Annotated in this window: 25 protein-coding genes; 19 read left to right on the top strand and 6 right to left on the bottom strand. The window is 65.4% G+C overall.

Annotation, left to right across the window (positions count from 1 at the left end; all coding sequences use genetic code 11):
- Positions 1–12 precede the first annotated feature (12 nt).
- Positions 13–915 (bottom strand): phosphoserine phosphatase SerB, encoded by a 903-nt coding sequence (gene serB, locus AKN83_RS16135; RefSeq protein WP_050401891.1) that lies wholly within the window; start codon positions 913–915, stop codon positions 13–15.
- On the opposite strand from serB, the gene miaA reads away from it, so the two are divergent.
- The 8 genes from miaA (at position 914) to ilvC (ending at position 8,945) form a co-directional block, all read left to right on the top strand.
- Entirely contained in the window at positions 914–1,843 is a 930-nt protein-coding gene (gene miaA / locus AKN83_RS16140; RefSeq protein ID WP_050401890.1) for a tRNA (adenosine(37)-N6)-dimethylallyltransferase MiaA, read from the top strand. The genes serB and miaA overlap by 2 nt on opposite strands.
- Before the next feature lie 353 nt (positions 1,844–2,196).
- Complete coding sequence (locus AKN83_RS16145) at positions 2,197–3,972, top strand: acetolactate synthase 3 large subunit (RefSeq protein ID WP_050401889.1); 1,776 nt, start codon at positions 2,197–2,199, stop codon at positions 3,970–3,972.
- Positions 3,973–3,986: 14 nt separating this feature from the next.
- Entirely contained in the window at positions 3,987–4,973 is a 987-nt protein-coding gene (locus AKN83_RS16150) for a threonine dehydratase (protein WP_050401888.1), read from the top strand.
- A gap of 22 nt (positions 4,974–4,995) precedes the next feature.
- Positions 4,996–5,538 (top strand): acetolactate synthase small subunit, encoded by a 543-nt coding sequence (gene ilvN, locus AKN83_RS16155; protein WP_016841057.1) that lies wholly within the window; start codon positions 4,996–4,998, stop codon positions 5,536–5,538.
- 3 nt (positions 5,539–5,541) lie between these two features.
- Positions 5,542–6,237, top strand: a complete 696-nt coding sequence (locus AKN83_RS16160) for a class I SAM-dependent methyltransferase (protein ID WP_050401887.1) — start codon at positions 5,542–5,544, stop codon at positions 6,235–6,237.
- Positions 6,238–6,280: 43 nt separating this feature from the next.
- Positions 6,281–7,159, top strand: a complete 879-nt coding sequence (locus AKN83_RS16165; RefSeq protein WP_050401886.1) for an EamA family transporter — start codon at positions 6,281–6,283, stop codon at positions 7,157–7,159.
- Positions 7,160–7,166: 7 nt separating this feature from the next.
- A complete protein-coding gene (locus AKN83_RS16170) occupies positions 7,167–7,775 on the top strand; it encodes a LysE family translocator (protein WP_050401885.1) in 609 nt (202 codons plus the stop codon).
- Positions 7,776–7,925: 150 nt separating this feature from the next.
- The gene (ilvC, locus tag AKN83_RS16175; protein WP_050401884.1) at positions 7,926–8,945 is read left to right on the top strand and encodes a ketol-acid reductoisomerase; all 1,020 of its coding nucleotides are present in this window, start codon (positions 7,926–7,928) and stop codon (positions 8,943–8,945) included.
- A 164-nt stretch (positions 8,946–9,109) separates the two neighbouring features.
- On the opposite strand, the gene AKN83_RS16180 is transcribed toward ilvC, so the two are convergent.
- Together AKN83_RS16180 and AKN83_RS16185 are read right to left on the bottom strand one after the other, a co-directional pair.
- Entirely contained in the window at positions 9,110–10,216 is a 1,107-nt protein-coding gene (locus AKN83_RS16180) for a DUF2336 domain-containing protein (RefSeq protein ID WP_050401883.1), read from the bottom strand.
- 187 nt (positions 10,217–10,403) lie between these two features.
- Positions 10,404–11,423 (bottom strand): adenylate/guanylate cyclase domain-containing protein, encoded by a 1,020-nt coding sequence (locus tag AKN83_RS16185; protein ID WP_050401882.1) that lies wholly within the window; start codon positions 11,421–11,423, stop codon positions 10,404–10,406.
- A gap of 140 nt (positions 11,424–11,563) precedes the next feature.
- Between AKN83_RS16185 and AKN83_RS16190 the strand changes: the two genes are divergently transcribed.
- The 7 genes from AKN83_RS16190 to AKN83_RS16220 all read left to right on the top strand — a co-directional run bounded on the left by AKN83_RS16190 (position 11,564) and on the right by AKN83_RS16220 (position 18,101).
- Positions 11,564–11,965, top strand: a complete 402-nt coding sequence (locus AKN83_RS16190) for a lysozyme inhibitor LprI family protein (protein WP_244521994.1) — start codon at positions 11,564–11,566, stop codon at positions 11,963–11,965.
- A 28-nt stretch (positions 11,966–11,993) separates the two neighbouring features.
- Positions 11,994–12,227 (top strand): hypothetical protein, encoded by a 234-nt coding sequence (locus AKN83_RS16195; RefSeq protein WP_050401946.1) that lies wholly within the window; start codon positions 11,994–11,996, stop codon positions 12,225–12,227.
- A gap of 131 nt (positions 12,228–12,358) precedes the next feature.
- Positions 12,359–12,931 (top strand): TetR/AcrR family transcriptional regulator, encoded by a 573-nt coding sequence (locus AKN83_RS16200; RefSeq protein ID WP_083992084.1) that lies wholly within the window; start codon positions 12,359–12,361, stop codon positions 12,929–12,931.
- Between the two features lie 167 nt (positions 12,932–13,098).
- Positions 13,099–14,811: a sulfatase-like hydrolase/transferase gene (locus tag AKN83_RS16205; protein ID WP_050401881.1), complete on the top strand. Its 1,713-nt coding sequence runs from the start codon at positions 13,099–13,101 to the stop codon at positions 14,809–14,811.
- Positions 14,812–14,987: 176 nt separating this feature from the next.
- Positions 14,988–16,166: a COG1470 family protein gene (locus tag AKN83_RS16210; protein ID WP_050401880.1), complete on the top strand. Its 1,179-nt coding sequence runs from the start codon at positions 14,988–14,990 to the stop codon at positions 16,164–16,166.
- Positions 16,163–17,149, top strand: a complete 987-nt coding sequence (locus AKN83_RS16215) for an ABC transporter ATP-binding protein (protein ID WP_050401879.1) — start codon at positions 16,163–16,165, stop codon at positions 17,147–17,149. The genes AKN83_RS16210 and AKN83_RS16215 overlap by 4 nt, the downstream gene beginning before the upstream one ends.
- On the top strand, positions 17,139–18,101 hold the full coding sequence (locus AKN83_RS16220; protein WP_050401878.1) for an ABC transporter permease: 963 nt from the start codon (positions 17,139–17,141) through the stop codon (positions 18,099–18,101). Before AKN83_RS16215 ends, AKN83_RS16220 begins: the two co-directional genes overlap by 11 nt.
- 13 nt (positions 18,102–18,114) lie before the next feature.
- Here the strand turns inward: AKN83_RS16220 and AKN83_RS16225 are convergent, their stop codons facing one another.
- From AKN83_RS16225 to AKN83_RS16235, 3 genes are all read right to left on the bottom strand, one after another.
- Positions 18,115–19,665: an ABC transporter permease/substrate-binding protein gene (locus tag AKN83_RS16225; RefSeq protein ID WP_050401877.1), complete on the bottom strand. Its 1,551-nt coding sequence runs from the start codon at positions 19,663–19,665 to the stop codon at positions 18,115–18,117.
- The gene (locus AKN83_RS16230; protein WP_050401876.1) at positions 19,662–20,450 is read right to left on the bottom strand and encodes an ATP-binding cassette domain-containing protein; all 789 of its coding nucleotides are present in this window, start codon (positions 20,448–20,450) and stop codon (positions 19,662–19,664) included. Before AKN83_RS16230 ends, AKN83_RS16225 begins: the two co-directional genes overlap by 4 nt.
- 160 nt (positions 20,451–20,610) lie before the next feature.
- A complete protein-coding gene (locus AKN83_RS16235) occupies positions 20,611–20,826 on the bottom strand; it encodes a hypothetical protein (protein ID WP_050401945.1) in 216 nt (71 codons plus the stop codon).
- A gap of 227 nt (positions 20,827–21,053) precedes the next feature.
- Here AKN83_RS16235 and AKN83_RS16240 point away from each other — a divergent pair, with 227 nt between their 5' ends.
- From AKN83_RS16240 to AKN83_RS16255, 4 genes are all read left to right on the top strand, one after another.
- The gene (locus AKN83_RS16240) at positions 21,054–21,890 is read left to right on the top strand and encodes a hypothetical protein (protein WP_050401875.1); all 837 of its coding nucleotides are present in this window, start codon (positions 21,054–21,056) and stop codon (positions 21,888–21,890) included.
- 125 nt (positions 21,891–22,015) lie between these two features.
- Positions 22,016–22,726: a hypothetical protein gene (locus tag AKN83_RS16245; protein ID WP_244521995.1), complete on the top strand. Its 711-nt coding sequence runs from the start codon at positions 22,016–22,018 to the stop codon at positions 22,724–22,726.
- A 41-nt stretch (positions 22,727–22,767) separates the two neighbouring features.
- The gene (locus tag AKN83_RS16250; RefSeq protein ID WP_050401943.1) at positions 22,768–23,040 is read left to right on the top strand and encodes a DUF3551 domain-containing protein; all 273 of its coding nucleotides are present in this window, start codon (positions 22,768–22,770) and stop codon (positions 23,038–23,040) included.
- A 77-nt stretch (positions 23,041–23,117) separates the two neighbouring features.
- A complete protein-coding gene (locus tag AKN83_RS16255) occupies positions 23,118–23,387 on the top strand; it encodes a DUF3551 domain-containing protein (RefSeq protein ID WP_050401874.1) in 270 nt (89 codons plus the stop codon).
- Positions 23,388–23,638 lie beyond the last annotated feature (251 nt).

The raw sequence follows: 23,638 nt of genomic DNA on the forward strand, positions 1-23,638 counted from the left end.
GACGGCCTGTGGTTACGCCACGAATTCGTCGCGCCGATAACCCTGCGCATACAGCAGTGCGGTGAGATCGCCATGGTCGATCCGGACCGCGGCGGCGGCGGCGACCGCGGGCTTGGCGTGATAGGCGACGCCGAGGCCTGCGGCCTGGATCATGCCGAGATCGTTGGCGCCGTCGCCCACCACCAGCGTGTCGATGTCGTCGAGATCGAAGGATTCAGTCAGCTCGACCACGGTGGCGAGCTTGGTGGCACGGCCGAGGATCGGCGCGACCACTTCGCCGGTCAGCTTCCCGTCAGCGACTTGCAGCTGGTTGGCGCGGTTCTCCTGGAAGCCGATCTTCTCCGCGACCACCTTGGTGAACAAAGTGAAGCCGCCGGAGATCAGGCAGGTATAGGCGCCGTGCGCGCGCATCGTCATGACCAGCTCGCGGCCGCCCGGCGTCAGCGTGATGCGCTTGTCCAGCACCTCGTCGACCACGCCGACCGGCAGGCCCTTGAGCAGCGCAACGCGCTCGCGCAGTGCCGATTCAAACTCGATCTCGCCGCGCATCGCGCGCTCGGTGATCGCGGCGACATGGGCCTTCAGCCCGGCGAAATCGGCGAGTTCGTCGATGCACTCCTGGCCGATCATGGTCGAATCCATGTCGGCCAGAAAAAGCTTCTTGCGCCGACCAATCCGAGGCTGCACCACAACGTCGATCGGCAGGTCGCCGCGGGCCTGGCGCAGGCCTAGTTCGATGGCCTTGATGCTATCCCTGCCGATGTCCGGGCTCTCGAAGGGAATGTCGACGGCGACCTCGTCGAACAGCCACTGCGCCGGGCCCGGTGCAGGCAGCACGGCCCGCGCACCGTCGACGATGGTGGAATCGAGCGCAGGGCTTGCAGGATTGCAGATCAGCGTGGCAACGAGGGACATGCAGGCGCATTCAGGATTGTTGGACAGGGCAGTGCTTATCGCAGGGCCGACCGCCAGCGGCAAGTCGGCCCTGGCGCTCAAGCTTGCGCAGCGGACCGGCGGCGTCGTGATCAACACCGACTCCATGCAGGTGTATCGCGACCTCAAGGTCATCACGGCGCGGCCGACCGCCAATGAGGAGGCGCAGGTTCCGCACCGGCTCTATGGCCATGTCGACGCCGGCGTGAATTTCTCCGCGGGGGCCTGGGTGACTGACGCGGCAAAAGTGCTGGGCGAGGCGCGTGAGCAGGGACGGCTGCCGATCTTCATCGGCGGCTCAGGCCTCTATTTCAGCGCACTGACGCGTGGCCTGTCGGCGGTGCCACCGATCCCGGCCGATGTGCGCGACGGGGTGCGCGCAAGGCTGGAACAGCATGGCGTCGAGGCGCTGCATGCCGAGCTTGCGGCGCGCGATCCGGTGTCGGCCGAACGGCTGAAGCCGCGCGACCGCACCCGCATCGCACGGGCGCTCGAGGTCGTGGAGGCCACCGGCCGGCCGCTGCCGGACTGGCATCGCGACGGCCTGCCGCCACTGCTGCCGCCGGGCCAATTCCACGCGCTGTTTCTGGCGCCCGAGCGCGAGTGGCTCTATGCGCGGATCGACGCCCGGTTCGGTGCGATGCTCGATACCGGCGCGCTCGACGAGGTCGCGGCGCTGGCCGCGCGCGGGCTCGATCCGCTGTTGCCGGCCATGAAGGCCCATGGCGTCCCGGCGCTGATCCGTCACCTCAAGGGCGAGATCAGCCGGGAGCAGGCCGCCGAGATCGGTCGCGCCGACACTCGCCACTACGCCAAGCGCCAGTTCACCTGGTTTCGCCATAAGCTCCCGGAATTCGAGTGGGTCGCGCCAGAGGCGGCGAGGGAGCGGCTGGAGAGCCTCATCCCATAGCCCGGCGCCGCCGCGCGCCCGGCTGCCATGCGCGTTGCGCCGCGCAAAAACACTCGCCGAACGGTCGGAACCCCGTTACACTTCAAAAATCGCGAAACTGCGGGCCTTGCCTTGACATTCGGGCTTTGGCCGCTATGTTCGCGCAACCTTTGGGAAGACTGGGTCGTCTCGTGCGCAACATTATTACCAAACTGCTTATCGCCGTCGTACCCAGGCACACCGCCGGGGATGGCTAGCTGCCATCCAAATTCGGGCGGTGTGCATGGGGCCTCTGGGGCCCCTTTTTATTGTCCGAAGCAGACCTGACAGAACTGACAAAAGCCGCGCAAAAACAAGCGCATCCGGAGCGAACCATGACCGACAAGAGCCACGATCCCAATCAGATGACCGGCGCCGCGATGATCGTGCGCGCACTCATCGATCACGGCGTGCAGCATGTCTTCGGCTATCCCGGCGGTGCGGTGCTTCCGATCTACGACGAGATTTTCCAGCAGAGCGAAGTCGAGCACATCCTAGTCCGCCATGAGCAGGGCGCCGGCCATGCCGCCGAAGGCTATGCCCGCTCGACCGGCAAGCCCGGCGTGGTGCTGGTGACGTCGGGGCCCGGTGCGACCAACATGGTGACGCCGCTGACCGACGCGCTGATGGATTCGATCCCGCTGGTCTGCATCACCGGCCAGGTGCCGACCCACCTGATCGGCAACGACGCCTTCCAGGAATGCGACACGGTCGGCATCACGCGGCCCGCCACCAAGCACAACTGGCTGGTGCGCGACGTCAACGACCTCGCCAGGGTGCTGCATGAGGCGTTCTATGTCGCCACCACCGGCCGGCCCGGTCCGGTGCTGGTCGACGTGCCGAAGGACGTGCAGTTCGCGACCGGCACCTATCATCCGCCGCGCAAGTCTGACGTGCACGTCTCCTACACGCCGCGCGTGAAGGGCGATGCGACCCAGATCCGCAAGGCGGTGGCGATGCTCGCCAACGCCAAACGTCCCGTGATCTATTCCGGGGGCGGCGTGATTAATTCGGGTCCCGAGGCCTCGAAGCTGCTGCGTCAGCTGGTGGAGGCGACCGGCTTCCCGATCACCTCGACCCTGATGGGGCTGGGCGCCTATCCGGCGTCGGGTCCGAACTGGCTCGGCATGCTGGGCATGCACGGCACCTACGAGGCCAACATGACGATGCATGATTGCGACGTCATGCTGTGCGTGGGCGCGCGCTTCGACGACCGCATCACCGGCCGCGTCGATGCGTTCTCGCCAGGCTCGAAGAAGATCCACATCGACATCGACCCGTCCTCGATCAACAAGAACATCCGCGTCGACGTGCCGATCATCGGCGATGCCGGCAACGTGCTCGGCGACCTGCTGCAGGTGTTCAAGGCGGAAGCCAGGAAGCCGGACATCAAGGCGTGGTGGCAGCAGATCGCGCAATGGCGCGCGCGCAACTCGCTGTCCTACCGCAAGAACAACGATATCATCCTGCCGCAATACGCGATCCAGCGCCTGTTCGAGCTGACCCGCGGCAAGGACACCTACATCACGACCGAAGTCGGTCAGCACCAGATGTGGGCGGCGCAGTTCTTCGGCTTCGAGGAGCCGCACCGCTGGATGACCTCGGGCGGTCTCGGCACCATGGGCTACGGCCTGCCGGCCGCGGTCGGCGTGCAGGTTGCGCATCCGGACAGCCTGGTGATCGACATCGCCGGCGACGCCTCGGTGCAGATGACGATCCAGGAGATGTCGACCGCGGTTCAGTTCGAGCTGCCGATCAAGATCTTCATCCTGAACAACCAGTACATGGGCATGGTGCGGCAGTGGCAGCAACTGCTGCACGGCAACCGGCTGTCGCATTCGTACTCCGAAGCGCTGCCGGACTTCGTCAAGCTCGCCGACGCCTATGGCTGCGTCGGCCTGCAAGCGACCAAACCGTCCGATCTCGACGGCGCGATCAAGGAGATGATCTCGATCAAGCGCCCGGTGCTGTTCGACTGCCGCGTCGCGGCGCTCGAGAACTGCTTCCCGATGATCCCGTCGGGCAAGGCGCACAACGAGATGCTGCTGCCGGAAGAAGCGAACGATGAAGCCACCGCGAAGGCCTTCTCCGGCGGCAAGGCGCTGGTGTGAGGTGAGGGTGGATCATGTTTGATCTCGACGAGCTCGAGCGCGCGCACAGGATCGTCGGCACCGCGGTGCCGGCGACGCCGGCCTATTCCTGGCCGTTGCTCGCCGAGCGGCTCGGCACCGAGGTCGTGGTCAAGCATGAGAATCACACGCCGATCGGCGCTTTCAAGGTGCGCGGCGGCCTGGTTTATCTCGAACGGCTGAAGCGCGAGCGGCCTGATGTGCCCGGCATCATCTCGGCGACGCGCGGCAATCACGGCCAGAGTCTGGCGTTTGCCGCGAGCCGCCACGGCGTGCCGGCGACAATCTACGTGCCGCGCGGCAACTCGGTCGAGAAGAACCGCGCGATGCACGCGTTCGGCGCCGAACTCGTCGAGCACGGCGAGGACTTTCAGGCCGCGCGGGAAGAGGCCGAGCGCCGTGCGCAGTTCGACGGCCTGCACATGGTGCCGTCGTTCCACCCGGACCTCGTGCTCGGCGTTGCGACCTACGCGCTCGAACTGTTTCGATCTGCGCCCGACTTCGACATTCTCTATGTGCCGATCGGGCAGGGCTCCGGCATCTCCGGCTGCATCATGGCGCGCGACCTGCTCGGGCTGAAGACCGAAATCGTCGGCGTGCAGTCGACCGAGGCGCCGTCCTATGCGCTGTCGTTCGCAGCCGGCAAGATCGTGACCACAGAGACCAGCAACACGCTTGCCGACGGCATGGCGACGCGGATTCCGGATGCGGATGCATTCGCTTTGATCCGCAAGGGCGCCTCGCGCATCGTGCAGGTCACCGACGACGAGGTCGGGCAGGCGATCCGTGCCTACTGGACCGACACCCACAATCTCGCCGAGGGCGCAGGCGCTGCGGCGCTCGCAGCCGCGCTGCAGGAAAAGAGCAAGCTCGCCGGCAAGCGGGTCGGCCTGATCCTGAGCGGCGGCAATATCGATTTCGATCTGTTCCGGACCTGGATCGGCACAGATGCTGCGCCGGCCGCCCAGCGGGCGGTGGCGTGAAAAGAATGCAAGGGGACGACCAATGAACCAGCCCGCATCCGCCTACTTCCTCGAAGAGCGTCACGATCCGAACGAGACGCACACGCTGTCCGTTCTCGTGCAGAACGAGCCCGGCGTGCTCGCGCGCGTGATCGGGCTGTTCTCCGGCCGCGGCTACAACATCGAGAGTCTCACGGTTTCGGAAACCGAGAGCCAGAAACATCTCTCACGGATCACCATCGTCACCACGGGCACGCCGATGGTGATCCAGCAGATCAAGCATCAGCTCGACCGCATGATCCCGGTCTACCGCGTCGTCGACATGACGCTGACCGGCAGCTCGATCGAGCGCGAGCTTGCGATGGTCAAGGTGCGGGGCGGTGGCGATCACCGCGTCGAGGCGCTGCGGCTGGCGGACGCGTTCCGCGCCCGGGTGATCGACGCCACGACCGAGAGCTTCGTGTTCGAGATCACGGGCAACTCGTCCAAGATCAGTCAGTTCATCGACCTGATGCGCCCGCTGGGCCTGGTCGAGGTGTCACGAACCGGGGTGGCCGCGATCACGCGTGGGCCGGAAGGGATGTGAATCATGTTGGCGCGCGACTGGTACTACACGCAACGGCGGCAGGTCGGTCTCGATACCGCAGTTGCCTCGATCTATGACGTTAGCGAGGACAGCGATGTCCGGGCCCGCCAGGCGCTGACCATGCTTGGCGTCAAGCCGGGCTGGCGGATCGCCGATATCGGCTGCGGCAACGGCGTGCTGGCGACCGAGGCGGCCTTGATGGGTGCCGAGGTCGACGCCATCGACATCTCGCCGGCAATGATCGGGCTTGCCGAAATCTATGCGCGCGACCGCAAGGCGAAGATCCGGACCCAGCCGGCCGGGCTGCTGTCCTTTGCCTATCAGCCGAACTCCTACGACCTCATCGTCAGCGAGTTCACGCTGCATCATCTGCCCGACTTCTGGAAGGCGGTGGCGTTGTCGCGGATCTTCAACGCGCTCAAGCCCGGCGCGAATTTCTATCTGCGCGACATGGTGTTCGTCAGCATGCCCGATGGCGTCGATCGCGATGTCGAGGGCTGGGCCGATTTCTCGATCAAGAACCACGGTTTCGAGCGCGAGAGCGTGATGACCCATATGCGCGACGAGTACTCGACCTTCGGCTGGGTGATGGAGCGCATGCTGACCGAGACCGGTTTCACCCTGGTCGCCGCCGACTATCACGCGCCGCTGCACGGCACCTATCTGCTGCGCAAGCCGAAGCCGGACGAACAGATCTAGAGCTTGCATCGACAGAGCTGAACCGAACCAAAGAAGAAGAACAATGAAGCCGGCCGATGTTGGCATCGCCGTCATGGTCGCGGTGATCTGGGGGCTCGCGTTTGTCGCAACCCGATTCGCGCTCAATGAGTTGCCGCCCGAATTGATGACGGCGCTGCGCTTCGGCATCGCGGCGGTGCCGTGCCTGTTCCTGCGCAAGCCGCGTCAGGTGTCGTGGCCGCTCTTGATCGCAATCAGCCTGACCTTGTTTCTCGGCCAGTTCCTGGCGCAGTCCATCGCCATCGCCCATGGCATGCCGGTCGGGCTCACCAGCGTGATCGTGCAGAGCCAGGCGCTGTTCACTATCGGCTTTGCCGCAGTGCTGTTCGCCGAATTGCCGTCGCGGTTGCAGACCGTCGGCATCGGCATCGCCGCGATCGGCCTGCTGATGATCTGCGGCACCGTCGGATACGATTTCAGCGTCAACGCCTTTGCCGTCCTGATGATCTCGCCGATCTCGTTCGCGATCGGAAACCTGCTGCTGCGGCCGGCGCAGGGCGCGCGCATGTTCGACCTGTTCGCATGGCTGTGCCTGTGTGCGGCGATCCCGTTGTTCGGCCTGTCGCTGTTGACCGTGGGCACGCAGCCGATGTGGCTGGCGCTGTCGCATCTGTCGCGGGCCGGCATTGTCTCGATGCTGTTTGTCGGCACCGTTTCCACCAGCATCGCCTATTGGCTGTGGGGCCGGCTGCTCAGGGATTATCCGGCGGCCCAGGTGGTGCCGTTCGCGCTGCTGGTGCCGTTCGTCGGCTCCGCCGCCTCCAGCATCGTGTTCGGCGAGCGGTTTGGGCCGCTGCGGCTCGCCGGCATGCTCACGGTCATCGCCGGCATCGCCGTGATGCTGCTGTCGAAACGGCCAAAGGCTCTGCCGAAAGTCGCGTGAGGGCACCATGTCGCATTCGCTGCTATTCGCCTTTGTCGTGTTTGCCGTCGTGATGTTCTTCACGCCGGGCCCCAACAACATCATGCTGCTGTCGTCGGGGCTGACCTACGGCTTCCGCCGCACCGTGCCTCATATCGCCGGCATCACGGTCGGCTTCGCCTTCATGGTCGGCGCGGTCGGCGTCGGGCTCGGGGCCGTCTTCATCGCCTATCCGGTGCTGCAGACCATCCTGAAATATGGCGGCGTCGCCTACTTGGTCTATCTCGCCGCGGTCATCGCCATGGCCGAGCCGCCCTCGGCGGACAAGGACGACAGGCCCGGCCGCGGCCCGATGACCTTCTGGGGCGCGGCCATGTTCCAGTGGATCAATGCCAAGGGCTGGGTGATGGTGATCGGCACCATCACGGCCTACGCGGCGATTGCCGCCTTCCCCTGGAACATCGCGATCCAGGTCGGCCTGAGCCTGCTCCTGGGGACGGTGTCCTGCATCGTCTGGGCGCTGTTCGGCACGGCCTTGCGGCCGGTCCTGACCTCGCCCCGGGCGATCCGTGCCTTCAACGTAGTCATGGCCATCTTGCTGCTGGCCTCGCTCTACCCGGTCTTCATGGACGCATGATGCCGCACCGCGTCATGCGAGATGGGGGTTTCCCCTGAGGGGAAAAATGCTCTAGACAACGCCGGAAATTCGCGGGCGCCCGGCGGTTCTGACCTTCCGACAGCCTGATTCATCGGCCGATTTTGGCCCCCTTCAAACGAGGAAAACACGATGCGAGTTTACTACGATCGCGATGCCGACCTGAACCTGATCAAGGGCAAAAAGGTCGCCATCGTCGGCTACGGCAGCCAGGGCCACGCTCACGCGCTGAACCTGAAGGATTCCGGCGTAAAGGACGTGGCGATCGCGCTGCGCAAGGGTTCGGCCTCGGCCAAGAAGGCCGAGAACGCCGGCTTCAAGGTGATGGAAGTCGCCGAAGCCGCCAAGTGGGCCGACCTCGTCATGATGCTGACCCCGGACGAGCTGCAGGGCGACATCTATCGCGAGCACCTGCACGACAACATGAAGAAGGGTGCGGCGCTGGTCTTCGCCCACGGCCTCAACGTGCACTTCAACCTGCTCGATCCGCGCGCCGACCTCGACGTGCTGATGATCGCGCCGAAGGGTCCCGGCCACACCGTGCGTTCGGAATATCAGCGCGGCGGCGGCGTGCCCTGCCTGATCGCGATCGCCAAGGATTCTTCGGGCAATGCCCATGACCTCGGCCTGTCCTACGCCTCGGCGATCGGCGGCGGCCGCGCCGGCATCATCGAGACCACCTTCAAGGAAGAGTGCGAGACCGACCTGTTCGGCGAGCAGGTGGTGCTCTGCGGCGGCCTGGTCGAACTGATCAAGGGCGGCTACGAGACGCTAGTCGAGGCCGGCTACGCGCCGGAGATGGCCTATTTCGAGTGCCTGCACGAAGTGAAGCTGATCGTCGACCTGATCTATGAAGGCGGCATCGCCAACATGAACTACTCGATCTCCAACACCGCCGAATACGGCGAGTATGTCACCGGTCCGCGTATCGTCACGGCCGAGACCAAGGCGGAGATGAAGCGCGTGCTGGCCGACATCCAGGGCGGCAAGTTCGCCCGCGACTGGATGCTGGAGAACAAGGTCAACCAGACCTCGTTCAAGGCGACCCGCGCCAAGCTCGCCGCGCATCCGATCGAGGAAGTCGGCGCCAAGCTGCGCGACATGATGCCCTGGATTAAGAAGGGCGCGCTGGTCGACAAGAGCAAGAACTGACGGGCAAAGCCTGTCATTCCGGGGCGGTCTGCAGGACCGCGCCCGGAATCTCGCGAGTCCGGGCTCGTTGGGTTACGCCTTCGGCTGAACCTTCCTACGCATCGACAAAAAAGGGTGGGCGCCTTGCCCACCCTTTATTCTTTGTCACGAAACGCGAGCGGTGCCTAACCGGCCGCCATCGGCTGCTTCTCGATCCTGTTGTGCAACTGCCAGAATCGCACCGTGCGCTGTGCGGTCTCCAGCGACAGCCGCCGGTAATCGCGGTGCGCGACCTCGAGCGTCGCGTGGTCGATCGGATGCGGCAGCGGCCGCTTGCGCAAGATGGTTTCGACCGTCGGCCAGTTCAGCTTCGCCGAACGGCACGGGATCAGCAGCAGGTCGGAGCGGAGGCCAAGCATCAGGCGCTCGATCATCGCGATCGGCATGTCGTTGAGCACGGCGAGCGCGACCGTGACCTCGTCGAACTTGCCTTGCTCGGCGAATTTGTAGACCGCCACATCGTCGAGCTCGTTGAGCTGCTTCATCAGCTTCACCAGCTCCTCGGCGATGCCGTAGTTGCGGCGCGGGGCAGCGGCCTCTTCCTGCGCGATGTCGTTCAGCACCTGGCTGATCTCCTCGCGTGCCCTGGGCGATGCGAGCGCGAGCAGGCGGGCGCGTACGGTTTCCTTGGCGCGCTGCAGCAGGTCGCGCAGCAGCTTGGCCGGAATGTCGATGCGCAGCCCGAGGATCTCGACCAACTCGTCGTCGCGTTCGGCGCGGGCGACGATCGAGGAATAGCCGTTGTCGGAGAACTGCGCGCCGGCGTTCTTGGCAAGACGCCGGATCACCTTGTCCTCGCCGCGATCGATGATCACGTCGGTGACGGAAGCCGGCAGGTTCTCTCGGGCGGAGATCGCGAACAGATGCTCCTGGCCCTTGCTGGCGGCGATCTCGCGCAGTGCGTCGCTTGAGAGGCGGCTGGAGTGGGTCAACACGTCGCCGGCGACGCCGATGTCGTCGTCCCAGGCGAGGTGCTGAATCACCTCAAACGGCGCATAGTCGAGCGGCGCGAGCCGCTTGCTGAGCTCGGCCCGCGCACGCGTCTCGACGCGCGCGACCAAGAGGCAGAGCACGTCGTCGAACACCTTGACCTGTTCATCGTTGAGGCGGTCGCCGTCGTTCAGGAACAGATCAGTGACCTGCCGCAGCGTCTGCACGCGCTTGGCTGATGTCCCGTCCCGGACCGCATCCTCGAGTTCGGCAATAATAGATTGTGACGCCTGTTGCGCCATCGACGGGCAACCTTGTTTTCTTTGATAACGACAGTCTGCAGGATATCGATAGCGGTCTTACACCTGCGTTAAGGTGGAACCCGGTGCAAATACGGGTCCATCGCCATCCTTAACGGGCCCCGACCGGATACGATTCAATTCGCGCATTCGATGCGGCCGCCAAGCCCGGCGCGCTTTAAGGAATTGTTTACGACGATGCGCGCCCCGTGACGGCGAAGATGTCGATCGCAGCCGCGCGCCCGCGCAACTGCGTCGAGCCGAGCGGTGCAATTCCAAAATCGTGGTCCGGGGGTAGCAGGCGCAGCAGCTCGCCCGAGATCAGCAGCGGCCGTCCCGCCTCCTTGCAATGCGCCTGCAACCGCGCCGTGACGTTCACGGTGTCGCCGAAATAGGCGATCTGCCGCCGCGAGTCGCCGCACTCGCCGATGACGACCGGGCCCGCATGCATCCCGGCGCGGAATGCCGGCACCACGCCGAACTCCTTGCGATAGTGGTCGGCCCGCTTGGCGAGGCGGTCCTCGATCGCGAATACGCAGTCGAGGTAGCGCCGCGACGGTTGGCCCGAGTCGGCCGGCCACGTCACGATCACCTCATCGCCGACATAGGCATGAACCTCGCCGCCATGCGCCACGATCGGCTCGTCGATGTCGGAGAAGAAGCGGGTCAGGAGCTCCTGAACGCGCAACTCGCCCATCGCCTCCGCCAAGGTCGTCGAGCCGACCAGGTCGAGGAACAGCAGCACGCGCTCCTCGCGCACCGGCTGGCGGTAGCGTCCAAGCACGATGCTGAGCAGCGTATGGCCGCCGATCATCCGGACCAGCTCATAGATCGTCGTGACCGGGATCGACATCACCAGGCCGACGCCGATGATCTTCAGGAAGGTCTTGCGAATCCACTTGGTCTCGAGCCCGTGCGCGGAAAGCGAGATCTCGAGCACGGTCGCTGCGACCGCAACCACGATGGCCAGGATCACGGAGCGGACCACCAGTTCGACAGCCAGCGGCTGCCGCCGCAGCCAGCCGCCGCGGGCGGCGAGGTAGAGATGCGTGGCCCAGACGATCAGGGTGATGACCGCGCCTTCGAAGGCGCTGCGCAGATAGTTCGCGACGGAGGCTTCGTCGGCCTCATCGAAGGCATAGCGAAACAGCCCGCCGACGAGCAGGCCGAACACGGTCAGAACGATCACAGGCGTCACGACGCGCCGCATGGATACTCCACATCCATGAAATATCCTGCGCGGATCGGGAAGGCCAGCCGCAGCGTGGCGCGACCAGCGGGTGAACCGGATACGCCGCGATGGCACTCATGTATGGTTCGGCGGCAGGCATCGCTCGGAAGGGAAAGCGCATGAAAACGACTCTCGCGGTGACCATGTTCAGGCTAGGGCCTCTGATCACGGCCGTGTTCGTCACCGCGCTCGCATCAGCTGCGCATGCCGGCGACCAGGGCGATCCCGAGCAATCCTGCGACGGCAGCACCTACCAGATGGTCGAGTGCCTCAAGGCCAAGACCGCGCAATGGGACAAGCGGATGAACGTCGCCTATCAGCAGGCACTGAGGGATGCCTCGGGCGACAAGCAGCGCGAACAGCTGCGCAGCGCGCAGCGGTTATGGATACAGTACCGTGACGCGAACTGCCTGTATTACGACCTCGGCGAGGGCACCATCGCCCGGCTCGATGCCGGCGAATGCATGCGCAGCATGACGGAGGTCCGCGCCAAGGAACTGGAGAGCCTCGGCCATCAGTGAGCCATCTTCCGGAGTCATGACCGAAATCATGACTGACGGAAAGAGCCAGGACGAATTGACCCAGCTTGCGGAGGAGGCGCTGCGCGCCCAGCCCGGCTGCGAGACCGCGCGCGTGCCGGCGGTCGCCGCGCTGCCCGACGCGCAGATCGGACGCAACTGGGAGATTCCGAACGTCGTGCTCGGCGACAGCCTGATCAGCGACGTCGACCGCGCGGTGCTGTCGGTGCATCGCCGGCTCGGCCGCAAGTTTCATCTGGTGTGAGGCGGCCTGATCTCAGCTCGCCTGGGCCTGACGTGGCGCAGGCCGCGCGGCCATGCTGATCATCCGGAGCGCGAACACCGTGGCGAGCGGTACGAGGAACAATGCGTAGAGCGGCATAGATCGAGGCCGCCATGCAGCTGGTCGGCGAGGGCGGGCCGGAGGCGGTCCGCGTCCGCGAGGCCGCCCGCCGCGCCGCGGTCTCGCCGGGCGCGCCGTTTCGGCATTTCCCGAGCCGGGATGCCCTGATGAATGCGGTGGCCGATGAGGCACAACGCTGCTTCCGGGCCGAGATCGAGGCGGCGCTGGTCGATGCACCGCCTGGCGATCCGCTGGGCCGCTTCCGCTGCCATGGGATCTCCTATCTGCGCTGGGCGATGAAGAACCCGACCCATTTCGAGATCATCTCCAGCCGCCGCTTCTTCGACCACGACCGCTCGGCCGGGGTCTCCAGCGACAATGCGCAGTTGATCGGCTTGACCGAGCGCACGCTGGCGGAGGCATTTTCAGCCGGCCAGCTCGCGGCGCACGACCTGAAGCAGGTCCAGATTGCCGCCTGCGCCCTGGTCTATGGTTTTGCGCGGATGCATATCGACGGCCATTTGCCGCGCGGGGGCGTCATTGAGGCTGAGGCCGAGCAGATGGCCGCTGACATCGTCGACCTCTTCATCGCCGGCATTGCAAGGCCGCCTGCGGCGAAGGTCTGAGGCGCGCCGCGTCAGCGGGCGCGTTCCGGGCGGGCAAATTCATTGCGCGTTCATGACGATTCAATTACGATTTTATGACACGGCGCAGACACCGGCTGTGCGGTGTGCCTCCTGGCCATTGCCAGTCAAGGCCGTGGCATTGCGCCGGGTTGTATTGCGTCCCGCCCATGGCGCCCGCGCCTCAGCAGAACTCTTCCGTTGCCGCGCTGGCCGGCGGTCTCGCCGCGATCGGCATCTGGCGGTTGATGGCGGTCGCCGCGCCGCATCTCGGCGCGCTGATCCTCATGCTGCGGACCGAAACCGATTTCGGCTCGCGGCTGTGCTTCCTGCTCAGCTGGGGAATCCTGAACTTCCTGTTCATCGCATTGCTGCGTCGGCCGGCACTGTCGGGCGCGCTGTCGCTGACGCTGGTCGTGGTGCTGGTGCTGCTGTCGCGGTTCAAGCACGACGTGGTGCAGATGACCGCGAACTTCGTCGACCTGATGGTGATCGATCGCGACACCGCGGCGTTCCTGCTCACGATCTTTCCGAACCTGCGCTGGTCGATCATCGGCGCCGGCCTCGTCACGCTGCCTCTGATGTACGCGCTGTGGTGGCTCGATCCGTTCCGCATCCGCCGCCTGCCGGCCGCGGCTGCCTGCCTTGCCTGCACCGCGGCGCTGTCGGGCTATGCCTTCGCCTGGCCGGACGAGGCCTGGCGCGGCTATTACGACGACGGCTACCTGTCGAAATTCGCGCGCTCCGCCGTCACCGCGGCGTCCGACTTCACCGCCTACGGCTTCATGGAGTCTGATCCTTCTGCGAGCGACCAGCTCAAGATACCTCCGGTCGATGCCTGCCATCCTGCCGGGCGGCGGCCGAACATCATCATGATCCATGATGAATCGAGCTTCGACATCCGTACCGCACCCGGCGTCAAGGTCCCACCCGGCTATGGCAGCCAGTTCAAGTCCTATGACGGCGTCGAGCGCAAATTCCTCGCCGAGAGCAATGGCGGGCCAAGCTGGTTCACCGAGTACAACGTGCTGGCCGGATTGTCGTCGCGCTCGTTCGGCCGGTTCTCCTATTTCGTCACCCGCATCGCCTCGGGCCGGGTCGAACGCGGCCTGCCGCTGGCGCTGCGCCGCTGCGGCTACGACACGCTCTCGCTCTATCCGGCGTTCGGCGCCTTCATGAGCGCGCGCAGCTTCCAGACCACGACCGGCATCCAGCAGTTCTACGACGCGCATGACCTGCATGCGAAGGACGTCGAGCCCGACAGCTTCTTCTACGACAAGGCCGTGAGGTTGATGGCCGAGCAGAAGACATCAGGCACGCCGCTGTTCACCTTCGTCTATCTCGCCGCCAACCATTTCCCGTGGGAGACGAAATTCCGTCCCGACCTGCTGCCGGCATGGAAGCGGCCGGGCAACGCCCCGTCGGTCGACGAATATCTGCGCCGGCAGACGATGAGCGCGGGCGACTATGCCGGCTTCGTCGCGGCGCTAAAGAAAAAATTTCCGGCGCAGCCGTTCCTGATCGTACGCTATGGCGATCATCAGCCGGAGTTCTCGCCGCAGCTGCTCGATCCCGGGCTCGACGAGGCCGGCATCGGCAAGAAGCTGATGGACTACGATCCGCGCTACTACGCGACATATTACGCGATCGATGCCATCAATTTCGATCCGGTGAAGAGCCCGGCGGTGATGGACACGATCGATGCCGCCTATCTGCCGCTGGTGATCCAGGAAGCCGCCGGCATTCCGCTCGATCCGTCGTTCGAGGAGCAGAAGGCGATCATGCTTCGCTGCGGCGGCGCGTTCTATTCCTGCAAGGACGGCGCCGAAGCGCGCCGCTTCAACCGCATGTTGATCGACGCGGGAATCATCAAGGGACTTTAGACTAACGTCGTTAGACGAAGGTCGTCGCGCGAAACCGCGTGCATTACCTATTTGTAATTACCTCGCCGAGATTTCGTCACGATTGTTGCGATGATCTGTCGCGCCGCTGCCACGGTGTTCACCAGCGCGCAGCGTCAATTCAGCCAATCCCGCCCTTCTTGCAGGAGTGTTTGCCCATGCGAGCGCTCGATGTTGCGCGCCTTGTCGTCGCCTTCGGACTTGCTGTTCCCCTTGCCATTCCATCAGCCCACGCCGCAGAGCCGCCTCGCGACATCAAGGGGCTCTACCTGATGACGGACTATCCGGCCGTCACCATCAGGCCCGGCACCACCTCCAACATTTCGCTGCGTTTGCAGAACTACGATCTCGGTCCGCAGCGCTACAAGCTTTCGGTCGAGGGCGTGCCGAGCGGTTGGACCGCGACGCTGCTTGGCGGCGGCCAACCGGTCGCAGCGGCGATGCCGGCGCCTGACTCCAGCGTGCCGCTGCAGCTTCGGCTCGACGTGCCTGCGAACGCTTCGCTCGCCGAGCAGACCGTGACGGTGAAGGCCGAAGGGCAGGGCAGCGAGGCAACATTGCCGATCGTGGTCGCGCTCGCCAAGGAATTGCCGGCAAAGCTGACGGTAACCTCGAAGCTCCCCGAACTGCGCGGCAGCCCGAAATCGAACTTCGAGTACACGCTGACCATCAAGAACGACAGCGGCCGCAGCCTAATCGCAAGTTTCGCCGCGGCGGCACCGCAAAATTTCGAGACCTCGTTCACCGAGGCCTACGGCACACAGGAACTGTCGTCGATCCCGATCGATGCCGGGCAGTCCAAGGACATCAAGCTCAAGGTGCGGCCGCCGAGCGCGATCGACGCCGGGCATTTCCCGGTCAAGGTCACCGTCAATGCGGAGGATGCGTCGGCGCAGACCGAGGTGGCGCTCGACGTCGCCGGCCAGCCGCAGCTTCAGCTCTCCGGCCGTGACGGGCTGCTGAGCGCGCGCGCGGTCGCTGCCGAGCAGAGCGCGATCCCGGTCGTGGTCACCAACAGCGGCACCGCGCCGGCCGACAACATCGAACTCGCGGCGACGGCGCCGAGCGGTTGGAAGGTCACGTTCCAGCCTGCCAAGATCGAGCGTCTGGTGCCCGGCAAGGATACCGAGGTCCAGGCATTGGTGACGCCGAGCGACAAGTCGCTCGCCGGCGACTATCAGCTCGCGATGCGCGCCACCTCGCGCGGCGAGACGGCATCGAGCCAGTTCCGCGTCACTGTGAGCACCTCCACCGTCTGGGGCATGGCCGGAGCCGGCGTGATCGGCGTCGCGTTGCTGCTGATGCTGGGTGCCGTTGCGAGGTTCGGACGGCGATGAGCGAGCTGCAGCACACCAGCGCTGCGACACGGCGAGATGCCGTCATCGCAGCGCGCGATCTCACCAAGCGCTACGGCAGGACCAGCGTCGTCGACGCCATCAATTTCGACATCGCCAAGGGCGAGGTGTTCGGGCTGCTCGGCCCGAACGGTGCCGGCAAGACCACGACCATCCTGATGCTGCTCGGCCTCACCGAGATCTCGGCCGGCCGGGTCAGCGTGCTCGGCTTCGATCCGGCGCGGCAGCCGCTACAGGTCAAGCGGCGCGTGGGCTATCTGCCGGATGCCGTCGGCTTCTACGATCACCTGACCGCGGTGGAGAATCTCGCCTATGCCGCCAAGCTGATGGGGCTCGGGGTGGCCGAGCGGTCGCGGCGGATCGCGGCGGCGCTGACCCGGGTGCGCCTGCTCGACGTCGCCGACAAGCGGGTTGCGACCTTCTCGCGCGGCATGCGGCAGCGGCTCGGGCTTGCCGAGATCATCGTCAAGCGTGCCGAGATCGCGATCCTCGACGAGCCGACCTCGGGCCTCGACCCGCAGGCGACGATTGAATTCCTCGACCTGATCAGGGAACTGAAGGCCGAGGGCGTCACCGTGCTGCTGTCGTCGCATATGCTCGACCAGGTCCAGCGGGTCTGTGACCGCGTCGCGCTGTTCCGCGCCGGGAAGATCTCGATCATGGGGTCGGTGGCCGAGCTCTCGGTCAAGGTGCTGGGCGCGGGCTTCGTCGTCGAGGTCGAAGCCGACGGCGCCGGGATTGCACGGCGGCTGGCGGCGATCCCGGGCGTCGGCAATGTCGAGACGCTGGCGGAAGATCGCTTCCGCATGACCGCCGACCGTGATGTGCGGGCCGATGCAGCGCGCGCGGTGGTCGCGGCCAACGGGGCGTTGCGACGGCTCTCGGTCGACGAGCCGAGCCTCGAGGCGATCTACGCTCATTATTTCCAGGCCACCCCGCCAGGAGGCGTACGCGATGCGGCGTGAAGGTTCAGCATTCCAGGGCGTCGGCGCGGTCTTCGTCAAGGAGCTGTCGGACAACATCTCGAGCGTCCGCATGCTGATGCTTGAGCTTCTGATCGTGCTGACGGCGATGGCGGCGCTCTACGAGGCAATCACGGCGCTGCGCCAGAATACGGCGGAGGATCCCTTCCTGCTGTTGCGGCTGTTCACGGTGAGCCAGGCGCCGCTGCCGTCCTTTGTCGCCATCCTCGGCTTCCTGATCCCGCTGATGGCGATCGGGCTCGGCTTCGACCTGATCAACAGCGAGCACAACCGGCGCACATTGTCGCGCATCCTGGCGCAGCCGATCTATCGCGACGCTCTGCTGCTCGGCAAGTATCTCGCGGGGCTCGCGACGATCACGATCAGCCTGACCGCGTTGTGGCTGCTGGTGATCGGGCTCGGCTTGATCTTCCTCGGCGTGCCGCCGGGCGGCGAGGAGATCGCCCGCTCGCTCGCCTTCCTGGTGATCGCGGTGTTCTATGCCGGGGTCTGGCTGTCGCTCGCAATGCTGCTCTCGATCGTGTTTCGCTCGCCGGCGACTGCGGCATTGGTCGCGCTCGGCATCTGGCTGTTCCTGACCGTGCTGTGGCCGATGCTGGCGCCGGCAATCGCGCAAGCCATCGTGCCACCCGATCCGCGCTTTGCCGCGCTCGGTCTCGATACACCGGGCACCGCGATCTGGACCCAGCTGCTGCAGCGCTTCTCGCCGAACGATTTGTTCGGGGAGGCGATGCTGGCGGTGCTGTCGCCGACCACGCGGACGCTCGGCCCGGTGTTCCTCGACCAGATCCGCGGCGCGGTGATGGGCGCCCCGCTGCCGTTCGGCCAAAGCGTGATGATCGCCTGGCCGCAGACGGTCGGCCTCATCGCCTGCACCATCGTGCTGTTCGTCGCGGGCTACGTCCTGTTCCAGCGCCAGGAGGTGAGGGCCTGAGGCGAAGGACCGCTCAGCGCGGTCCGACCATCTCCCACAGCCAGCGCGCCACGGCGTCGGGCGACGATGATGCGTCGTTGCCCGACGCGCGCAGGTTCGCCTCGCGCATCGCGGCGATGCCGATCTTGCCGAGCAGCGGCCGCAGTGCCGCCTTGAGAGGCTCATCATCGCGTCGCCTTGGTGACAGCAGCACGATCGCGTCATAGGGCGGGATCGCGTGCCTGTCGTCCGCGAGCGTGACCAGGTCGTATTTCGCGATCAGTCCGTCGCTGGTGTAGCCCGCGATGACGTCGACCTCGCCGGAGGCGACCGCCGCATACATGAAATCCGGCTGCATCGTCCGTTGGGTGCGGAACGTCAGCCCATAGGCCTTCTGGATGCCGGCCCATTCCGGCCGCGAGAAGAATTCATAGTCGCCGGCGATCGACATCGTCGCGGCGCGCGAGGCGAGGTCGGCGATCGAATGGATGCCGAGCTGATCGGCGCGCTTCTTCGGCATCACCAGCGCATAGGCGTTCTCGAAGCCGAGCTCGCCGAACAGCGTGATGTCCTGCTTCGCCAGCGTGGTCGTCAATTCGCTCAGCAGCTCGGCACGGGGCCTGATGTCGGTGTGGTGGAACTGGTTCGCCCATAGCGTGCCGGAATAGTCGACATAGACGTCGATGTCGCCGGCGGCGAGCGCATCGAAGATCACGTTGGAGCCGAGGCCGGCGCGGGTCGTGGTCGGCAGCCCGGCCGCCTGCAGCCGCTGCGCCATCAGCGCCGACAGTACGTATTGCTCGGTGAAGGTCTTGGCGCCGACGACGTAGCGCGCCTGCGGCCGCCCGATCGCGGGCACCAGCGTCGCGGCGATCAGGGCGGCAATGCCGAGCCCGCCGAGCGCGGTCCGGCCGCGGCTGCGGTTGCGCAGGCCTTTCTCGATCAGCGCCAGCAATTGGTCGACGACAAGCGCGAGCACGGCGGCGGCAAAACAGCCGAACAGCACGAACACCCAGTTCTGGGTCTGCAGCCCCGCGAAAATGTAGTTGCCGAGGCTGGTCTGGCCGATCGGCGTCGACAGCGTCGCGGTGCCGATCACCCACACCGCGGCGGTGCGGATGCCCGCCATCATCACCGGCAGCGCCAGCGGCAGCTCGACCATGGTGAGCGATTGCCGCGGCGTCATGCCGACGCCCTTGGCGGCCTCCAGCACGGCCGGATCGACGCCCGATAGGCCGGTGATGGTGTTGCGCAGCACCGGCAGCATCGAATAGAGCGCGAGCGCCAGCACCGCCGGCAGGAAGCCGAAGGCGGAGAAGCTGAAGCCGAGCCACGCCGCGGTCAGCGCCGTGAGCGCCAGCAGCAGCGGATAGAACAGCGCGAGCAGCGCGAGACCGGGTACTGTCTGCACGATGCTGGCGAGCCCGAGCAGTGTGCCGCGCAGCACCGGCCGGTTGCGCGCGACGATCGCAAGCGGCAGGCTGATCAGAAGTCCGAGCGCCAGCGCGGCGACGCTGACCCGGACGTGATTGCCGAGATAGTCGGGCAGATGCGCCAGCGCCTCGCTCCAGCGTGGATCGCTCATGCTGCGCCGTCCCGCGGCAGCAATGCGCCCAGCCTTTCCGCCTGTCGCCGTGGCGTACGGAGGAGTTCGCCAACATAGGCATCGGTATTGGCCGCAAGCTCCGCCGGCGTGCCCAAAGCGAGCAGCTTGCCGCGGCGCATCACCGCGACGCGGTCGGCCAGCAGCAGTGCCTCGGTCATGTCGTGGGTGATCATGACCGTGGTCAGTCCGAGCTCGCGATGCAGTGTGCGATAATCGTCGCCGAGCGCGTCGCGGGTCAGCGGATCGAGCGCGCCGAACGGCTCGTCCATCAGCACGATGCGCGGCTTCGCAGCCAGCGCACGCGCGACGCCGACGCGTTGACGCTGCCCGCCGGAGAGTTCGTGCGGCAGGCGCTCGCGATGCTCCGCACGGTCGAGCCGCACGAGGTCGAGCAGCTCGTCGGCCCGCACCGAGATCTCGGCCTGCGGCCAGCCGAGGAGCTTTGGCGTGATGCCGATATTGTCGGCGACGGTGAGATGTGGAAACAGCCCGCCACTCTGGAAGACATAACCGATGCGGCGACGCAGCAGGATCGGGTCGATGCGGCTGACGTCTTCGCCGTCGACGGCGATCTGGCCGCGGTCAGCCTCGATCAGGCGGTTGGCGAGCCGCAGCAGCGTCGTCTTGCCGGAGCCCGAGCCGCCGACAACGGCAAGGAATTCACCCTCGGCCACGTCAAGCGAGACGTCCTCGACCGCCACCACGCGACCATTGTCAAAGCTCTTGCCGACATGCGCGTAGGCAATCAGCGGCGTTGCAGGCATTCTCTGGCCATTCCTGGGCTGTTTTCACCATCGTGAACGACAGTGATAGCCCATAAAATGGACTTTGACTTGAGGTGCACGCGCCCGCGTCACGCTTCGCAGGCTGTTCCAGTTGGGCGCACGAAGCGGGTCAGCCCCCCTCCGGGGCTGTGAGCACACATCACACTTCGTTTTTGGGGACGTATTTGCCCATGATGCACTTGTAGCTCTGCAAGCGCCAATCGTGATACGGCCCCTTGGCGAGCCACTCGGCGATGCCGATTTGGGCGTTCACAGCGCAGGCGCCCATGGTGATGCCGGATTGGTCGCTGTTGGTGACGACCTTTTCCATGCAGAGCTGAGCATTGCAAAGGATGGCGACGAGCGTAACGAGCATGATGGTCTTTGTCCGTAGGATTAACCCGGTCTGAACCGAATCATGCACGGTTCATGCCATTATCAGCGGCTTTGGTGTCACAGCCGGCAAGACCGGGAAAGTACGGCGGAGCGAATCACGCGCTCGCCGGCGCATAGCCGCACGCGCGCAGATACGCTATAGTTGCTCTCCAACTACGACGTGAGATCGGGGCAAGCGAGGAACGTTGCGCGGTCGGGGCTGCATCGATGATGACGTTACCTGAGTTGGCGGCAGGCGCTTTGGAGAAGTTTCTTGCCACGTGGGTCAGCCGCACGTTCGGTGCCTCGCAGGCCCGCTTCGGCGAATTGCTCCCGGCTGCCGCGCGCATCGCGCTGGAATGCATTGGCAACAGCGATGCGCTCTACCACAATGTCGAGCATACGATGCTGGTCACGCTGGCCGGGCATGACATCATCCGCGGTCGCGCGCTGCACACCCATGTCACCGCGGAGGATTACACCCACACGATCATCGCGTGCCTGACGCACGACATCGGCTATGTGCGCGGGCTGTTGCAGGGCGATGGACCGGATGGTTACGTCATCGATGCCTCCGGCAACAAGGTGGTGCTGCCGCGCGGCTCATCGGATGCGGGCCTGATGCCGTATCATGTCGATCGCTCCAAACTGTACGTGCTCGATCGGCTCGAGGCCGTCATTCCGCTGGACCGCGAGCGCGTCGCGCGCAACATCGAGGGCACGCGGTTTCCGGCGCCCGAAGGCCAGCAATATGACGACGAGGCGGCGATCGTTCGGGCCGCCGATTTCATCGGACAGCTCGGCGATCCCAACTACATCAGGAAAGCCAACGCGCTCTATCACGAATTCGAAGAGGTCGGCATCAACCGCCAGCTCGGCTATGAATCGCCGGCCGATATCGTCGACCGCTATCCGCAATTCTACTGGAACATGGTTGCGCCGCACATCCAGGGCGCCATCAACTGCCTGAACATGACGGCAAGCGGCCGTCAGTGGATCGCGAACCTCTACAGCAACGTCTTCCGCGCCGAGCGCGAGGTCACCCTGTCCGGCCCGCAGATCTGACGCAAGGCGCCAGCGGCGCGGGCTTTCGGCACGGCTTGTCTGCATTCCCCGGTCGATTGCCAGGCGTCCACATTTCGGCCTGCTTCATCGTTGCACAGTCCGTGGAAATCGGCGACCTTGCGCCCATGGACCTCTTCATCGACCGTGTTCTCGACCGTTTCAGCATGATCTCCCGTTTCGCTCAATTGATTGCGATTGCGATCGTGTGCTGGCCTGCGCTCGCCATTGCCGCCGGCCCGGTCTATGACGTCGATCTGTATGCGCTGATGTCGGGCACCTGCCACAATGTCAGCGTCGCGGGCCGCAGCTATAGCTGCAAGGCGGTGGCCTATTTCCACACCTTGCGCGGCCGTTCCGAGTTCACCGTGGTGCTCGACGATCCCGCCGACAAGAGCCACATCGTCTCGTTCTCCGGCGAGAGCACCGAACGCACCCAGGACAATCTGTTCGAGCTTTCGGTCGACCGCATGTTGCTGAAGTCGAGCGACCGTCCGCGTGTCGATGGCCTGCCGGTGCCGCTGGTCGAGATGTCGACGGGCTCGTGCCGTCAGGTCGGAAGCTTCATCACGCGGCAGGTGTCCTCCATCACCTGCGCCGCCACCGACCAGAGCGGCAAGAGGTACGAGCTGGCCTTCGAGTCGGACGGCTCGCCGATGACCTTGCGCCGGCTGCGGCAATCGACGCTGCCGTCGGAACGGCAGCGGGCGCGCCAGATCGCGCAGCTCGAATGCCGCCTCAAGGCGCGGGCCGCGCAGGTCCTGCCGCGGGACACCACGGCCTTCATGATCCGTTGTCTCGGTGAGGACGACGGCAAGACGGCCGGCGAACAGCGATAGCCGCGCGCCGTGCGTTGCGGACTATGCTCGAGGAGAATTCGATGCGCTTGCACCTCACCATCATCGCCGCCATCGGCATCGGCCTCACCGCGCCCGCCGCCGCGCAAATGTACGATCCGAACTATCCGGTATGCCTCGAAGTCTATGGCGGCAGGCTGACGCCCGAGTACATCGATTGCAGCTTCACGTCGCTTCCGCAATGCCAGGCAACGGCGTCCGGACGATCGGCGACATGCTCGGTCAATCCCTTTTACAAAGGTCCCAAAAAGCCGGCCTGGGAGCGGGGTCAACGACAGCGTCGGCCCGCCAACTAGCGCGCCGTCGCGTTGCTGGCACAGTTGATTAACTCCGTCGGTTGTGGGGAAACCTTCCGAGCGACAAGGAGAGACCGATGCGCCTGAAACTGTTCGCGAGCGCCGCATTTGCGGTCGCCCTGGCCGGGCCTGCCGCCGGGCAGGCCTATGATCCGAACTATCCGGTGTGCATGCACGTCTTTCAGGGGAAGTTCGGCGGAAGTTATATCGATTGCAGCTTCACCTCGATCCCGCAGTGCCAGGCGTCGGCGTCAGGCCGCGGTGCGATGTGCTCGGAGAATCCGTTCTTCGCGCCGCCGCCACCGCCGAAGCACCGGGCGCACCGCGGACGGCATCGCGCCCACTGATGCGGGCGCACCAGGCCGCTCGAACGCCTGCCGTGGCGGGTCGGGGGGGGGGGAGCCGACCCTACCGCTACCTCCGATGGTAGGCGCCGTATCAGGCAGACATTAACGACTCTTCACGATAATGCGGGTTCCCTGACTGTCGGCAAGATCGACACGCGTCTCGAATTCGGTCACAACTAGCGCGATAGTTACGCATTCTATTGCTGGATTTGTCGCGACGGACGCGCGCAACCTCCCCAGGGCAGGGCCTG

Source organism: Bradyrhizobium embrapense (assembly GCF_001189235.2).
GTDB lineage: Bacteria > Pseudomonadota > Alphaproteobacteria > Rhizobiales > Xanthobacteraceae > Bradyrhizobium > Bradyrhizobium embrapense.